13 protein-coding genes and 1 tRNA gene are annotated in these 14,357 nt (G+C 61.3%); 10 read left to right on the top strand and 4 right to left on the bottom strand.

What is annotated here, in order from left to right:
- Nucleotides 1-33: 33 nt before the first annotated feature.
- From atpA to murA, 6 genes are read left to right on the top strand one after another with little or no spacing between them, the layout of a single operon-like run.
- Nucleotides 34-1,665, top strand: coding sequence for a F0F1 ATP synthase subunit alpha (atpA, locus tag HMPREF3087_RS06520; RefSeq protein ID WP_070428517.1), 1,632 nt, complete (start codon nt 34-36; stop codon nt 1,663-1,665).
- 25 nt (nt 1,666-1,690) lie between these two features.
- Nucleotides 1,691-2,611 (top strand): F0F1 ATP synthase subunit gamma, encoded by a 921-nt coding sequence (locus HMPREF3087_RS06515; RefSeq protein ID WP_062021714.1) that lies wholly within the window; start codon nt 1,691-1,693, stop codon nt 2,609-2,611.
- Between the two features lie 39 nt (nt 2,612-2,650).
- On the top strand, nt 2,651-4,105 hold the full coding sequence (atpD, locus tag HMPREF3087_RS06510) for a F0F1 ATP synthase subunit beta (RefSeq protein WP_061942531.1): 1,455 nt from the start codon (nt 2,651-2,653) through the stop codon (nt 4,103-4,105).
- A 3-nt stretch (nt 4,106-4,108) separates the two neighbouring features.
- Nucleotides 4,109-4,366, top strand: a complete 258-nt coding sequence (locus HMPREF3087_RS06505; RefSeq protein WP_019175430.1) for a F0F1 ATP synthase subunit epsilon — start codon at nt 4,109-4,111, stop codon at nt 4,364-4,366.
- 35 nt (nt 4,367-4,401) lie between these two features.
- Nucleotides 4,402-4,869 carry a DUF2550 family protein gene (locus tag HMPREF3087_RS06500; RefSeq protein ID WP_070428516.1) on the top strand — a complete coding sequence of 156 codons (468 nt, stop codon included), beginning with the start codon at nt 4,402-4,404 and terminating at the stop codon, nt 4,867-4,869.
- On the top strand, nt 4,869-6,152 hold the full coding sequence (gene murA, locus HMPREF3087_RS06495; protein WP_070428515.1) for a UDP-N-acetylglucosamine 1-carboxyvinyltransferase: 1,284 nt from the start codon (nt 4,869-4,871) through the stop codon (nt 6,150-6,152). Before HMPREF3087_RS06500 ends, murA begins: the two co-directional genes overlap by 1 nt.
- Nucleotides 6,153-6,184: 32 nt before the next feature.
- Here the strand turns inward: murA and HMPREF3087_RS06490 are convergent, their stop codons facing one another.
- Together HMPREF3087_RS06490 and nucS are read right to left on the bottom strand one after the other, a co-directional pair.
- Nucleotides 6,185-7,165 (bottom strand): pirin family protein, encoded by a 981-nt coding sequence (locus tag HMPREF3087_RS06490; RefSeq protein WP_070428514.1) that lies wholly within the window; start codon nt 7,163-7,165, stop codon nt 6,185-6,187.
- A 144-nt stretch (nt 7,166-7,309) separates the two neighbouring features.
- Entirely contained in the window at nt 7,310-8,005 is a 696-nt protein-coding gene (gene nucS, locus HMPREF3087_RS06485; protein ID WP_070428513.1) for an endonuclease NucS, read from the bottom strand.
- A gap of 31 nt (nt 8,006-8,036) precedes the next feature.
- Between nucS and HMPREF3087_RS06480 the strand changes: the two genes are divergently transcribed.
- Nucleotides 8,037-8,336: a hypothetical protein gene (locus HMPREF3087_RS06480; RefSeq protein WP_070423705.1), complete on the top strand. Its 300-nt coding sequence runs from the start codon at nt 8,037-8,039 to the stop codon at nt 8,334-8,336.
- Nucleotides 8,337-8,415: 79 nt separating this feature from the next.
- Here HMPREF3087_RS06480 and HMPREF3087_RS06475 read toward each other — a convergent pair whose 3' ends face one another.
- Nucleotides 8,416-9,882 carry a coiled-coil domain-containing protein gene (locus tag HMPREF3087_RS06475; protein ID WP_070428512.1) on the bottom strand — a complete coding sequence of 489 codons (1,467 nt, stop codon included), beginning with the start codon at nt 9,880-9,882 and terminating at the stop codon, nt 8,416-8,418.
- Between the two features lie 220 nt (nt 9,883-10,102).
- Between HMPREF3087_RS06475 and HMPREF3087_RS06470 the strand changes: the two genes are divergently transcribed.
- Nucleotides 10,103-11,293, top strand: coding sequence for an acetyl-CoA C-acetyltransferase (locus HMPREF3087_RS06470; RefSeq protein WP_061942543.1), 1,191 nt, complete (start codon nt 10,103-10,105; stop codon nt 11,291-11,293).
- A 129-nt stretch (nt 11,294-11,422) separates the two neighbouring features.
- Nucleotides 11,423-11,495 (top strand) — tRNA-Arg (locus HMPREF3087_RS06465).
- 135 nt (nt 11,496-11,630) lie between these two features.
- Here HMPREF3087_RS06465 and HMPREF3087_RS06460 read toward each other — a convergent pair.
- Nucleotides 11,631-12,434 carry a 2-keto-4-pentenoate hydratase gene (locus HMPREF3087_RS06460; protein WP_070428511.1) on the bottom strand — a complete coding sequence of 268 codons (804 nt, stop codon included), beginning with the start codon at nt 12,432-12,434 and terminating at the stop codon, nt 11,631-11,633.
- A 163-nt stretch (nt 12,435-12,597) separates the two neighbouring features.
- On the opposite strand from HMPREF3087_RS06460, the gene HMPREF3087_RS06455 reads away from it, so the two are divergent.
- On the top strand, nt 12,598-14,220 hold the full coding sequence (locus HMPREF3087_RS06455; protein ID WP_083272076.1) for an inorganic phosphate transporter: 1,623 nt from the start codon (nt 12,598-12,600) through the stop codon (nt 14,218-14,220).
- The last annotated feature ends 137 nt before the right edge of the window (nt 14,221-14,357 follow it).

The raw sequence follows: 14,357 nt of genomic DNA, 5'->3' as shown, positions 1-14,357 counted from the left end.
CGCCGCACAAACCAAGGAAGCAGGGAAACCGCGATGGCGGATCTGACAATTCGCCCGGAGGAGATCCGGGACGCGCTGGGGAAGTTTGTAGAGAACTACAAGCCCGCCTCGGCTGACAAGACGGAAGTGGGCACCGTTGTGACCGCTGGCGACGGCATCGCCAACGTGTCCGGACTGCCCGGAGTTATGGCCAATGAACTGCTGCGCTTCGAAGACGGCACGCTCGGCCTGGCCCAGAACCTCGACGAACGCGAAATCGGCGTGGTCGTTCTCGGCGAATTCGCCAACATCGCCGAAGAGCAGAAGGTCTACCGCACGGGCGAGGTTCTTTCGGTGCCCGTCGGAGACAAGTTCCTCGGCCGCGTTGTCGACCCGCTCGGCAACCCAGTCGACGGTCTCGGCGACATCGAAGCCGAAGGTCGCCGTGAACTCGAGCTTCAGGCTGCCGGCGTTATGGACCGCAAGGAAGTCAAGGAGCCCATGGAGACCGGCCTCAAGGCCATCGACGCCATGGTGCCCGTCGGCCGCGGCCAGCGTCAGCTGATCATCGGTGACCGCAAGACCGGCAAGACCGCTCTTGCGATCGACACCATCATCAACCAGAAGGCCAACTGGGAATCCGGCGACCCGAGCAAGCAGGTTCGCTGCATTTACGTGGCCTGTGGTCAGAAGGGCTCGACAATTGCGTCGGTCCGCCGCTCGCTGGAAGAAAACGGTGCTCTCGAGTACACGACCATCGTGGCTTCGCCGGCCTCGGACCCGGCAGGCTTCAAGTACCTTGCTCCCTACGCGGGTTCGGCTATCGGCCAGCACTGGATGTACCAGGGCAAGCACGTCCTCATCGTCTTCGACGACCTCTCCAAGCAGGCCGAGGCATACCGTGCGATTTCGCTTCTGCTGCGCCGTCCGCCGGGCCGTGAGGCATACCCTGGTGACGTCTTCTACCTGCACTCGCGCCTCCTTGAACGCTGCGCCAAGCTCTCGGACGAGCTCGGCGGCGGTTCGATGACCGGTCTGCCGATCATTGAAACCAAGGCAAACGACGTCGGTGCGTTCATTCCGACCAACGTCATTTCGATTACCGACGGTCAGATCTTCCTGCAGTCGGACCTCTTCAACGCCAACCAGCGCCCGGCCGTCGACGTCGGTGTTTCTGTGTCGCGCGTCGGCGGTTCGGCTCAGCGCAAGCCTCTGCGCGGTGTTTCGGGAACCCTGAAGATCTCGCTGGCTCAGTACCGCTCGCTCGAGGCGTTCGCGATGTTCGCATCCGACCTTGACGCCGCAACCAAGCGTCAGCTGGATCGCGGTGCTCGCCTGATGGAACTGCTCAAGCAGGGTCAGTACGACCCGATGCCTTCCGAAAAGCAGACCGTGTCCATCTGGGCAGGCTCCGAAGGCCACCTCGATGACATCCCCGTCGAGGACGTCCTGCGCTTCGAACGTGAATTCCACGACTACCTTGAGCGCAAGACCGAGATTCTGACCACGATCGCGAACCTCAACGACAAGCTCGGCAAGGACCTCCTGGGCGAGCTTGAAACCGCGATCACCGAATTCAAGCGCGAGTTCCAGTCTTCGGACGGGGGCTCGGCGATCGGCACTGAAGACTTCGACGCCACGAACGAAGAAGAAGTCGTTCAGGAGCAGATCGTCAAGCAGCGCTGATCGGGTATAGGGAAAGGAAGTACTGATGGGAGCTTCACAGAGGGTCTTCAAAGCGAAGATCAACTCGACATCGTCCTTGAGGAAGATCTTCAAGGCGATGGAGCTCATCGCGGCTTCCCGTATTCAGAAGGCCATCCGCAGGGTCAAGGACGCAACGCCCTACGCCAACGCGATCACGCGCGCCGTATCCGCAGTCGCAACGCAGTCGAATGTCGACCACGTTCTGACCACGGAACCGGAAGACGTGCGCCGCGCGGCAGTTGTCGTCATCGGCCCCGACCGCGGATTCGCCGGAGCATATTCATCGAATGTCATCCGGCGAGCAGAAGAGCTCGTTCAGCTTCTCGACGAAAAGAACGTTGAACAGCAGCTCTACGTGGTCGGACGCAAGCCCGAAACGTACTACACGTTCCGCGAGCGTCAGCTGGCCGGCGCCTGGACGGGATTCTCTGAGAACCCGACTGTCGAAGACGCCCAGAAGATCGGCAACACGCTTCTGGAAGCCTTCGACCGTGACTTCGGCAACGACGGTGTCGACGAAATCTACTTCGTCTACACACGGTTCGTGAACTCCGTTACTCAGGAGCCCGAACACCGTCGTCTGCTTCCGCTTGAGGTCGTTGAAGCCGATGAAGATCATCCGGCGCCGACGACCGCGGACGGTCCTCTGCCGCTGTACGAATTCGAACCTGACGCAGAAACTGTGCTCAACGCACTGCTGCCGAAGTACATCGAATCGCGCATCCTCGCTGCGCTGCTCAACGCGGCAGCATCTGAGCAGGCTGCACGCCAGCAGGCAATGAAGACCGCAACCGACAACGCAGACGACCTCATCCGGACGTACACGCGACTCGCCAACTCGGCGCGTCAGGCTGAGATTACCCAGGAGATCTCTGAGATCGTCGGCGGTGCAGACGCACTTGCCGGCGCAGGATCTGCTGACTGAAGCGTCTAACGCCCTAAGAGAGCAGAAAAGAAAGAGAACATGACTGCAACCGTTACTGAAACACCCCAGGTCAAGGGTGGGGTCGGGCGGATCTCTCGAGTTATCGGCCCCGTTGTCGATATCGAGTTCCCGCTCGATTCGGTTCCCGCAATCTACAACGCACTCAAGACTGAGGTCGAACTGTCTGAGGGCACCCGCGAACTGACGTTCGAAGTCGAGCTGCAGCTCGGCAACGGCATCGTCCGCGCCGTGTCGATGCAGCCGACTGACGGTCTTGTCCGCGGCCAGGAAGTCCGCGACACCGGCGGCCCCATTTCGGTGCCCGTCGGCGATGTCACCAAGGGCAAGGTCTTCAACGTCACCGGTGACGTCCTCAACGACTCGATGATCGACGAACCCTACGAGATCACCGAGCGCTGGCCCATCCACCGCACCGCACCTAACTTCGACCAGCTGGAATCGAAGACTCAGATGTTCGAAACGGGCATCAAGGTCATCGACCTCCTGACCCCCTACGTGCAGGGTGGAAAGATTGGTCTGTTCGGTGGTGCTGGTGTCGGCAAGACCGTTCTGATTCAGGAAATGATCACCCGTGTCGCCCAGGACCACGGTGGTGTGTCTGTGTTCGCCGGTGTCGGTGAGCGCACCCGTGAGGGCAACGACCTCATCCACGAAATGGACGAATCGGGAGTTCTGCCCAACACCGCACTGGTGTTCGGCCAGATGGACGAACCGCCGGGCACGCGTCTGCGCATCGCCCTGACCGGTCTGACCATGGCTGAGTACTTCCGCGACGTTCAGAAGCAGGACGTGCTTCTGTTCATCGACAACATCTTCCGCTTCACGCAGGCAGGTTCGGAAGTCTCGACGCTGCTGGGCCGCATGCCTTCGGCTGTGGGCTACCAGCCGACCCTGGCTGACGAAATGGGTGTCCTCCAGGAGCGCATTACGTCGACCCGCGGTCACTCGATTACGTCGATGCAGGCCATTTACGTCCCCGCTGACGACTACACCGACCCGGCTCCGGCAACGACGTTCGCACACCTCGACGCCACCACGGAACTGTCGCGTGACATCGCTTCGCGCGGTCTGTACCCGGCTGTTGACCCGCTGACCTCGTCGTCGCGCATCCTCGACCCGCTGTACGTTGGTCAGGACCACTACGACACTGCCGTGCGCGTCAAGCAGATCCTCCAGAAGAACAAGGAACTGCAGGACATCATCGCCATCCTCGGTGTTGACGAACTGTCCGAAGAAGACAAGCTCACGGTTCACCGCGCACGTCGTATTGAGCAGTTCCTGTCGCAGAACACCTACACCGCTCTGCAGTTCACCGGTGTTGAAGGCTCGACCGTTCCGATCAAGGACACGATCGAAGGCTTCAAGGGCATCTGCGACGGCGACTTCGACCACATCCCCGAACAGGCCTTCTTCAACGTCGGCCCGATCGACGATGTGCTGCGCAACTACGAGCAGCTCCAGAAGGAGAACTGATCCATGGCACTCGATGTCACCGTCGTCGCCGCTGACCGCGAAGTGTGGTCCGGCCAGGCGAAGCGCGTTGTCGCTAAGTCCGTTGAAGGCGAAATCGGAATCCTGACCGGTCACGAACCGGTGCTTGCCGTGATCGCCGGCGGCGACGTGAGGATCATTGACTCCAACGACCAGCTTGTGACCGCTCACGCGGCCGGCGGGTTCATGTCGGTTGAAAACGACCGTGTGAACATCGTCGCCGACACAGCGAAGCTGGTCTGACCAAAGCCCGACGCCTGCGAACGTAGACTGACACTGTGAATGCATCTGTCCTGCTGATTATTCTGCTCTCGTTGGTGGGATTGGCTGCTATTGCAGTTGCAGCAGTCTCCGTTCGCCGTCGGGCCATTGGCCGCCTTAAGGGCGCCTTTGACTGCTCATACAGCGTGGGCGGTGACTCCAGTCACCGCCCACGTTGGCGTTTGGGCGTTGCGGTTTTCAGCGTCAGCACTCTTGATTGGTATCCGATCTTCGGCTTTTCTTCGCGCCCCGCGGTGCGTTTGCCGCGCTCAACCATGGAGATTGCTGAGCGTACGAAACCTGAAGGCGATGAGCGCTTCGCGGTTATGTCGGATGCCTATATCGCCACCTTGGCTATCAACAGCGGAAACCCTGATCCCCGCATCTGCAGGCTCGCTCTCGATGCTGATTCGCTGTCTGCCCTGTCCGCGTGGATCGAATCGTCTCCGCCCGGCGACAACATCGCCGTCGGAAGGTTCAATTGATGGAAGTCCTCCGCGTCCACGGCCCTGTTCGCTTGGAAGGCTCGGTAGAAGTCCGAGGTGCCAAGAACAGTGTCCTCAAACTCATGGCCGCCGCTCTGCTTGCTCCCGGCCGTTCTGTCATCACGAACGTTCCTGCGATTCTCGACGTTTCGATCATGGCCCGTCTCCTTGAGCGGCTCGGCTGCGATGTTGATTACGATTCCCGGGCTGGCGTCGTCTCTATTGACGTCCCTGAGCGCACGGATATTCAGGCTGATTATCAGCTTGTGCGCGCGATGCGCGCCTCTATTTCTGTTTTGGGCCCGCTGATCGGCCGTATGCGCAGCGCCAAGGTCGCACTTCCCGGTGGGGATGCCATTGGATCGCGCGGTCTTGATCTGCACGCAGCGGGTCTCAGGGCTCTGGGTGCGGATGTTCACCTTGATCATGGCTATTTTGTTGCTGAGGCGCCGGACGGCCTGCACGGTGCTGATATCTCCTTGGCCTTTCCTTCTGTCGGAGCGACAGAGAACCTTGTGATGGCGGCGGTTCTGGCAGATGGGCGCACCGTCATTGACAACGCTGCCAAAGAACCGGAGATTGTCGACATCTGTTCGATGTTGGTGAGCATGGGTGCGAAGATCGACGGCATCGGCACAGCTCGTCTCGTCATCGACGGCGTGGAAAGTCTGCGCCCCGTGGAGCACAGCTGCGTGCCCGACAGAATTGTGGGTGGCACGTGGGCCTACGCTACGGCGATTACGGCCGGCGATGTCGAGGTCGTGGGCGTCACGCGTGATCTCTTCCCGAATGTTCTTGACAAGCTCGAAGCGGCCGGGGCCTCGATTTCTGACACTGAGCGCGGTCTGCGTGTCATCGGACCTCAGCGTCCGCGTTCGGTGAACATCTCTACTCTTCCGTTCCCCGGTTTTCCCACTGATCTGCAGCCGTTTGCCATTGCCTTGAACGCGGTCGCCGACGGTGTTGGCGTGGTTACGGAGAACCTGTTTGAGGCCCGCTGGCGGTTTGTTCATGAACTTGCCCGCCTCGGTGCGAACATCGCAATTGACGGCAATCACGCTCTTATCACCGGTACGGCTGAGTTGACGGGGGCCGAGGTGGAAGCCTCCGACATCCGTGCTGGTGCCGGTCTGGTTCTCGCTGGTCTTGTTGCCAGTGGAACTACTGAGGTCGCAGGGGTCGATCACATCGACCGCGGCTACGAATTCTTCGCCGAGAAGCTGCGTGCTCTCGGCGCGCACGTCGAGCGGGACGCTGTCCCGGAGATGCTCGACTTCAGCTGAGCACTGAGTTTCAGCTGAAGTCTTCGCGCAGCTCAGTCTTCGTCTGGCAGTGTTGGCAGAGACAGCGTGTCGGTCGGGTTTTCCGGCAGAGGACCGAAGACTACGGTACGTTCCTCGTCATCCTGTTCTTCATCGACTTCGATTTCGCTGCGGTACTGCGCGTACCACTGCTCGATTTCTTCGTGTGAGCGCCCAGCGAAGTTCCACCACATGACGATTTCCTCGTCGAAGGGCTGGCCTCCGAACAGCACAAGTCGCGTGGGGACATCGGCGGAGAGCCGAACGGTGCTGTTGCCCTGGGGGATGAAGGCGAGCTGTTCCGCTTCGATGACGGCTGTTGTGCCGTCTGCGAGTGTCAGCTGAGCTTCTCCGGAATCAACGAGCAGGCCGTGTTCAAAATGGTCGCTCAGCGGAATCTCAGCCGTGCCGTAGATGTCCAGCTGTGCTGCTACGACGCTCACGACAGGGTCGATGGGGGAGCGAACCTCACCCACGGATCCCACATAGACCGTGACTTTGCAGTCGCCGGCGTAAAAGCATTCCGCGGGATAATGCTGGGTGGAAGCCGGAGCAAAACGGTGCTTATCCGGAAGCGCGTACCAGAGCTCCACCCCGTGGAGGATCTCTGTGTCTTCCGTTGTGAACTCGGAGTGCGAAGCCCCACGACCGGCTATGAACAAAGATGCTTCGCCGGGTTCGACGGTGACAGAGGTGCCTGTTGAGAAGGTCTCTGTCAGGCTGCCGCTGAACAGCATCGGCATGCACGCGACACCCGCATGAGGGTGCGTGGGCGAGGTGAGCTTGCCGGTTTCGTCGTCAACGCCCTGCGGACCGAAGTGGTCGAGGTAGCACCACGGGCCGATCATGCCCAGCTCGTCGTGAGGCAGGGCGCGGCGCAGCGGAACGCCGTGCGTGTCTACGCTGCGGATATCGCGCGGTTCGACAACGGTCAGTTCAGTGGCATCGGCTGCCGTGCACACATGAACGCGGGGCCGCTTTTCCAGATTGCTCATTGTTCGTCTCGCTCCTTGCGAGGGTAACCAGCTTAGGTTGACGGACGTCGGCAGATACGGCGCTTTGCCGTGCCCACCGCGATGACCCTAGCACTCGCGGCTCAAAGCCGCCGGCAGCAAAGCATCCGCGGCGTGTGCGAGTGCTCAGAACAGGCGGGATTCTGAATCGTCTACTCCGCGCATGGCATCGTAGTCCAGAATGACGCAGCGGATTCCACGGTCCTCTGCGAGGGTGCGCGCCTGGGGTTTGATTTCCTGGGCGGCGAAGACGCCCGTGACGGGTGCCAAAAGCGGGTCTCGATTGAGCAGCTCCAGGTATCTGGTGAGCTGCTCAACACCGTCGATTCCACCTCGTCTTTTGATTTCGACGGCGACCGAGGCGCCCTCGCCGCTGCGGGCGAGGATGTCGACCGGTCCGATGGCCGTCATGTATTCCCTGCGCACGGTTGTGTAGCCCTCGCCGAGCGTGTCGATCTGGTCTGCCAGCAGCTCCTGCAGGTGTGCCTCGACGCCGTCTTTGATGAGACCGGGGTCGACGCCGAATTCGTGGGTAATGTCTTCTAAGACCTCGGCGATCGAGATGATGAGCCGGTCCTCGGTCTTTTCGGCCGCGACAGTCCAGACTTCCCGGATGCCGGCTTCGGCCTGCTCGTCGGACGGCTTATCTACTCGAAGCTGTGCCGGGGCGGTCATCCAGTTCAGCGGCTTGTAGGAGCCGCCGTCGGAGTGGACGAGCACTGAACCATCGGCCTTGAGCATGACAAGCCGCTTAGCCATGGGCAGGTGGGCGGTCAGACGACCGACGTAGTCAACACTGCACTGAGCAATCACCAAACGCACGTCGCACACTCTACGTGACACAATGATGTCTATGCCACGCTCCCCATCGAACCGCCGCCGCAATAAGTGGCAGCAGCCGCATCGACCTCTGTCGTCGATGAACTCTGTGCGCCGTTCGATCACGGAACCGGACGGCACGTGGATTGTGCAGCAGATCCGCAGCGGCACACCGGGCAAGGTCTACATCTGCCCGGGCTGCAATCAGGATCTCCCCGCCTCCACACCGCACACCGTCGCGTGGCGCTCAGGCGATGAGTTCGGCTGGGGGACCGGTGTGGGGGAGCGTCGGCACTGGCACACCTCGTGTTTCAACGCCCGCAGCCGTCGGTGAATGTTCCGCGCTGATGCAAAAACCGGCGCCGCTGCTGCGACGCCGGTTTTCTATGCTGCAGGTTTCCTAAGCTGACTGGTCAGCTGTTTGGGTTCTTGGCCTGGGATGGGCCGCCCACCTGACCGTTCTTCTTATTGTCGGGCTGAGGGCCTGCGGACTTCGCCTGAGCGGTCTTTGCGTCCGAGCTTTGTCCGGCTGACTGCTTGGCATCCTGCTGGCCGGAAGCCGCCGGCTTGTCGCCCTGTTCGTCTGTCTTGTTGTCTTTGCCCGAGGTGCTGCTCTTCTTCTGTGCCGAGCCTTCGGCTGCTTTGAGCTTCTCGAGTTCTTCCTTCGACCCGATCTTTTCGGTGGGGTAGGCGGCTGCCTTGATCTGGTCGGAACGGTCGTCTTCGAGGTCAACGTCGTCGAAGAGTCCGGGTGCGCTGAACATGGAGCGCAGCTGCTCCATCTGGGCGGTGATGGTGCGGCGCTGCTTGGTCAGCAAGTCGACCTGCGACTGTGCCGCGGACACCGAGCGCTTGGCTTCTGCAGCGGATTCTTCCAGTGTTGCCTCGGCGGTTTCGCGTGCTTCGTTGATGAGTTCCTGAGCGCGAGCCTTGCCATCAGCGATGATCTTGTCGGCCTTTTCGAGAGCTTCCTTGCGGGTCTTCTCGGCGCGCTCAGCCGCTTCCTTAGCATCGGCGTCGGCCTTGGCTGCCCGGTCAGCGGCCGCCTTCTGCAGCTTCTGGTTTTCTTCTTGGGCCTTGGTAAAGCGTTCGTTTTCGGCCTTTTCGTGGTCGGCGCGGATCTTGGCGAGGCTGGCAGCCTGGGCGTCGGCGGCCTTTTTGGCCTCAGCCGACTGCTTTTCGGCTTCTGTGCGCAGCGTGTTCGCTTCGGCCTTGGCCTTTTCCAGAAGCGTGTCGGCTTCCTTCTTGGCTGCGGCAATCGTGTCTGCAGCTTCCTTTTCTGCAGCGGCGCGCTTTTCATTCAGTTCGCGCTTGAGCGCTTCGTAGGAGTCAGACTTTTCTGCAGCGGAGTCGTCGCGGATCTGCTGGGCTTCGCGCTCAGCGGTCTGCTTGAGTTCCGCGGCGCGCTTTTCTGCGGCATCGATCGTTTCAGAAGCGCGCAGGTCTGCAGCCTTGGCAGTAGCCTCTGCTTCTGCGCGGGCGCTGTTGAGCGTGTCGTTGCTTTCGGTGTGCATACGAGCACGTGACGACGCGGCGTCTGCGCGGGCTTTGTTGCGTATGGTTTCGGCATCCGCGGTTGCCTGGGCGAGCGTTTCGCGTGCCTGGGATTCGGCGATCTTCAGCAGCTGGTCGATGCGGCTGCCGGGAGGGCCGGCCTGTGCTGCGTTGTCGTCAGCTGCCTTTTTCAGCTGCTGCTTGGCTTCGGAGAGTTCGCCTGCGATCTGCAGCTTTGCGCGGTCAGCCGCGATGACCTGGCTGCGAGCGTCGGAGAGGGCCTTGCGGAGGGATTCGATTTCCTGCTTGAGCTGGCTCAAACGCGAATCGACTTCGTTCTTTTCGTACCCCCGCATTGCTGTGCGGAATTCTTCCGGTTGTGTCACGGTTCCGATTCTCCTTCGTCCGAATGCTCTGCGTGCCCGGCGATGCAGCCGTCAGGCGCGCCTCAGTGCTGAGCCACTAGGGGCAATTCTACGTAGTCAGCTTCACATTTCCTCAAAGAGGGAGCCCCCGCGGGCCGCAGTGTCGTGGGTCACTGTCGGTGCTCTAGGATTGTTCCCAAAGTGAGGCGAGACTCACGGAAACCTCAGCAAAGGAGTTCTCATGGCAGAAGCCGTCATCGTCGCCGGTGCCCGCACGCCGCTGGGCAAGATGTCCGGTGGACTGGCAAGTCTTTCCGCAGTCGATCTTGGAGCACACGCCATTAAGGGCGCGCTCGACAAGGCCGGAGTCGCTCCGGACGCCGTTGAATACGTCCTCATGGGGCAGGTCCTGCAGGCCGGTCTCGGACAGGGTGCTGGCCGTCAGGCCGCAGCTAAGGCAGGCATCCCCATGAACGTTCCGGCCGTCACGCTCAACAAGCTGTGCCTGTCGGGCATCAACACCATCACCCACGCCGCGATGCTGGTTCGCTCCGGCGAGTACGACGTCGTCGTTGCCGGTGGCCAGGAATCGATGACGAACGCGCCGCACATGCTTGAGAAGTCGCGCGCCGGCTTTAAGTACGGCACGATTCAGATGCGCGACCACATGGACTACGACGGTCTGTGGGATGCCTTCACGGATCAGGCCATGGGTGGGCTGACCGAGTCGATGAACGATGAAGACGGCGTCCACTTCTCACGCGAAGAACAGGACGCTTTCGCCGCGCAGTCACACCAGCGCGCCGCTAAGGCCTGGGCTGACGGCAAGTTTGCCGACGAGGTCGTGCCGGTCACGATCAAGACCCGCAAGGGCGAAGTCGTCGTCGACAGCGATGAAGGTGTCCGCGCCGGCACGACCGCTGAATCCATGGCCGGTCTGCGTCCGGCGTTCCGCAAGGACGGCACCATCACCGCCGGCAACGCCTCGCAGATCTCTGACGGTGCTGCGGCCGTTGTCGTCATGAACAAGGACAAGGCGGTTGAGCAGGGCCTGCCGATCCTTGCGGAAATCAAGTCGCACGCCTGGACTGCAGGCCCGGACTCGACGCTGCAGCACCAGCCCTCGCAGGCCATCAAGGCCGCCGCTGAACGCGAAGGCGTGGCAGCGGACTCGTTCGACCTGTACGAAATCAATGAGGCCTTTGCCGCGGTGTCGCTGGCTTCCATGAAGGACCTCGGCATTGATGATGAGCGTGTGAACGTCAACGGCGGTGCCGTGTCCCTGGGTCACCCGATCGGTGCCTCGGGAGCGCGCATTGTCCTCCACCTCGCCCTGGAACTTCAGCGCCGAGGCGGAGGCAAGGGTGTCGCCGCCCTCTGTGGCGGCGGTGGTCAGGGTGACGCTCTCATTGTCGAGGTGCCGCAGGCCTGATCCTGTCTGAGTGACCTCCGCAGGGGTCGGCATCGGGGTGATCCGATGCCGACCCCAGCTGTCTGTGTGGGCACGACCGCACAGCCGGGGTCGTCGAAGTCGCGGCGGGCGCTAGAATGGCGTGCTGAAGCCTCCATAGCTCAATGGATAGAGCAACGGCCTTCTAATCCGTAGGTTGCAGGTTCGAGTCCTGCTGGGGGCGCTTCTTCAGCCCGGGCGCGTGGTGTCACAACCACGGTCCGGGCGTTTTCAACGCTGGGGCTTTCGAGCTCTCCTCAAGATCGGTTTCGGTTCAATCCGTGTATCCGAGTGCCGGTCGCAGCGCGTCAACCGTGAATCAAGCGGGGGTTTCATCCGAAGAGCGGAACTCAGCCTTGACCGTCCCGAGGTGGTCAAAGTCTGCGGTGATGACGTCACCGGGGCCTGCGGGCACCGACGCGGTCATCGCTCCTGGCAATATGAGGTGGCCAGCCTCCAAGGTGACGCCTCGTTCGCCTAGCGCGTTCGCCAACCACGCCACCGCATTCAGCGGCGATCCGAGTATTGCCGCACCCGTTCCCTGTCCGACTTCGGCGCCGTTGCGAAAGACGCGAACACTCAGGGCTTTCAGGTCGAGGTCGTCGGCGGGTACCCGGACGGAACCGAGCACAATCCTCGCAGAGGAGCCGTTGTCTGCGATGGTGTCTTCGAGCTTGATGCGCCAGTCAGCGATCCGGGAATCGACAACCTCCAGCGACGCGACGGAATAGTCGACTGCACTGAGCACATCGTCAGCGGTGACGCCCGGTCCGCACAGAGGAGATTTGAGGACGAACGCGATCTCTGGTTCCACGCGTGGACTGATGAGATCGTTTGCGAGGAATACGCCGCGCTCATTCTGGACCATGTCTGCGAACAGGTGCCCGTAGTCGGGGGTGTCTACCCCCATCTGCCGCTGCATTGCCTTAGATGTGAGCCCAATCTTATGGCCAATGAGGGTGCGCCCGTCTGCAAAGTGCTTCTGCGCGAGCGCAACCTGAATCGCATACGCGTCGTGCACCGTCATCCCTGGATAGGTTTCGGTCAACGGTGGAATCGATGTGCGTGTCAGCTCAGCGGTGCGCAGAGCGTGCGCGGCCTCCGCAATGTGGTTGGTATCCATTGGTGTCTCCTCAGCCGAATCGCAAGGCTGCCAGCAGTCGGTGTGCAGGCTTTCACGACTGCTCTCCATCGTATTTCGTACATTCGTCACACAGAATTCACACAATTGGATCTTGTGTGTCAACCGTCTGCGTCACTATGAGGCCACTACGGAAAGGCTTTCTATGTCGCAGACAACCAAACCCCAGCAGAACATCTCGGTGAAGCCCGGTGGCCACGGTTTCTTAGGGCCGGACCGCTGGTGGCACATTTCCTTCGGCGGCCTCATGACGATCGCACTCGTCGTGTTCATGGTGTGGTCATTCGGCTACGTCGACGTCGGAGCGAACAAGGTTGTCCTAGTGCTGACGGTCCTCTTCGGACTGTTCATGGCCTTCAACATCGGCGGCAACGACGTTGCCAACTCCTTCGGCACGAGCGTTGGCGCCGGCACCCTGTCGATGAAGCAGGCGCTCGTCATCGCCGCAATCTTTGAAGTCAGCGGCGCAGTCCTGGCCGGTGGGGAAGTGACCGAGACCGTGCGCTCGGGCATCGTCGACCTCAATGCGATCGACCTTGAGCCCATGGACTTCGTGTTCATCATGATGTCAGCGCTGCTGGGCGCGGCCATCTGGCTACTGGTGGCAACCCGCATGGGCTGGCCCGTATCGACAACCCACTCAATTGTCGGCGGCATTGTCGGTGCAGCCCTGACCCTGGGCATCACGACCGGCACCGGCGGTCTCGAAATGGTGCAGTGGGGCGAAATCGGCAAGATCGTCATGTCGTGGGTGCTTTCACCCCTGCTGGGCGGAATCGTCGCCTGGGTGCTGTTCGGGCAGATCAAAAAACACATCCTCGTCTACAACGAGGAAATGGACGTGAAGCTGCGCGAACTCAAGCGCGAACGCGCTGAACTGCGCACTAAGCACAAGCAGGCCTTCGAACGTCTCGACGAACTGCAGCAGATCTCGTACACAAACGCCATGGCGCGCGACGCCTCGGTCTACCAGCGGGACGACTACGATCCGGAAGAATTCGAATCGGAGTACTACCGCGACCTGCACCGCGTAGAAACCCGGGCCAAGGAAATCAACGCGCACCGCGCACTGGAGGCATGGGTGCCCCTGCTGGCAGCTTTCGGCGCCGTGGTCATCGGCTCGATGATGCTGTTCAAGGGGTTGAAGAACCTCAACTTCGAACTGAGCTCGGTCGGAAACTTCCTCATTCTCGGCATGATCGCAGCGACCGTGTGGATGGCGGTCTTCATCTTCGCGCGCTCGCTGAAGAAGCGGGATCTGTCGCGCTCAACGTTCCTGCTGTTCAGCTGGATGCAGGTTTTCACGGCCTCCGCGTTCGCCTTCAGCCACGGATCCAACGACATTGCCAATGCCATCGGACCGTTCGCGGCGATCCTCGATGTGCTCAAGACCAACCAGATCAATGACGAGGCGGGGGTCCACCCGGCTGTCATGCTCACTGCAGGTGTCGCCCTGATTTCCGGTCTGTGGTTCATCGGCCGGTTCGTGATCAAGACCGTAGGCTCGGGACTGACCGAAATGCACCCGGCCTCCGGCTTCGCCGCAGAGCTTGCCGCCGCCGGTGTGGTCATGTTGGCCTCTGTTCTCGGTCTTCCGGTGTCCTCGACGCACATCCTCATCGGTGCTGTTCTCGGTGTCGGCATTGTGAACAAGGCGGCCAACTGGAACCTGATGAAGCCCATCGCACTTGCCTGGGTCATTACGGTGCCGGCTGCCGCGGTGATTGGTGCGATCGGAGTCTTGGCTCTTCGCGCCGTGTTCGGCTGATTCAGTCCGTGCTCGCTCTGTGCTGGTTCTGCTGTCCCAGCACAGAGCGAGCACAGTCGTTTCTGCGGGCGGTTCCGCAGCCCGCGCACAGCAAGCTGTCCCGCCCTGTCCGGCGCGGCGAGTGGAGACAAGCTGAA

Origin of the sequence: Brevibacterium sp. HMSC22B09 (assembly GCF_001806795.1) — a bacterium.
In the GTDB taxonomy this organism is placed as follows: Bacteria; Actinomycetota; Actinomycetes; order Actinomycetales; family Brevibacteriaceae; genus Brevibacterium; species Brevibacterium ravenspurgense.
Note: the sequence above shows the minus strand (reverse complement) of the source record. Positions and strands in the feature narration are given on the sequence as shown.

What these genes read in the sequence shown, in the direction of transcription:
- atpA (WP_070428517.1), top strand. Translation starts at nt 34, where the DNA reads ATGGCGGATCTGACAATTCGCCCGGAGGAGATCCGGGACGCGCTGGGG.
- HMPREF3087_RS06515 (WP_062021714.1), top strand. Translation starts at nt 1,691, where the DNA reads ATGGGAGCTTCACAGAGGGTCTTCAAAGCGAAGATCAACTCGACATCG.
- atpD (WP_061942531.1), top strand. Translation starts at nt 2,651, where the DNA reads ATGACTGCAACCGTTACTGAAACACCCCAGGTCAAGGGTGGGGTCGGG.
- HMPREF3087_RS06505 (WP_019175430.1), top strand. Translation starts at nt 4,109, where the DNA reads ATGGCACTCGATGTCACCGTCGTCGCCGCTGACCGCGAAGTGTGGTCC.
- murA (WP_070428515.1), top strand. Translation starts at nt 4,869, where the DNA reads ATGGAAGTCCTCCGCGTCCACGGCCCTGTTCGCTTGGAAGGCTCGGTA.
- HMPREF3087_RS06490 (WP_070428514.1), bottom strand. Translation starts at nt 7,165, where the DNA reads ATGAGCAATCTGGAAAAGCGGCCCCGCGTTCATGTGTGCACGGCAGCC.
- HMPREF3087_RS06480 (WP_070423705.1), top strand. Translation starts at nt 8,037, where the DNA reads ATGCCACGCTCCCCATCGAACCGCCGCCGCAATAAGTGGCAGCAGCCG.
- HMPREF3087_RS06470 (WP_061942543.1), top strand. Translation starts at nt 10,103, where the DNA reads ATGGCAGAAGCCGTCATCGTCGCCGGTGCCCGCACGCCGCTGGGCAAG.
- HMPREF3087_RS06460 (WP_070428511.1), bottom strand. Translation starts at nt 12,434, where the DNA reads ATGGATACCAACCACATTGCGGAGGCCGCGCACGCTCTGCGCACCGCT.
- HMPREF3087_RS06455 (WP_083272076.1), top strand. Translation starts at nt 12,598, where the DNA reads ATGTCGCAGACAACCAAACCCCAGCAGAACATCTCGGTGAAGCCCGGT.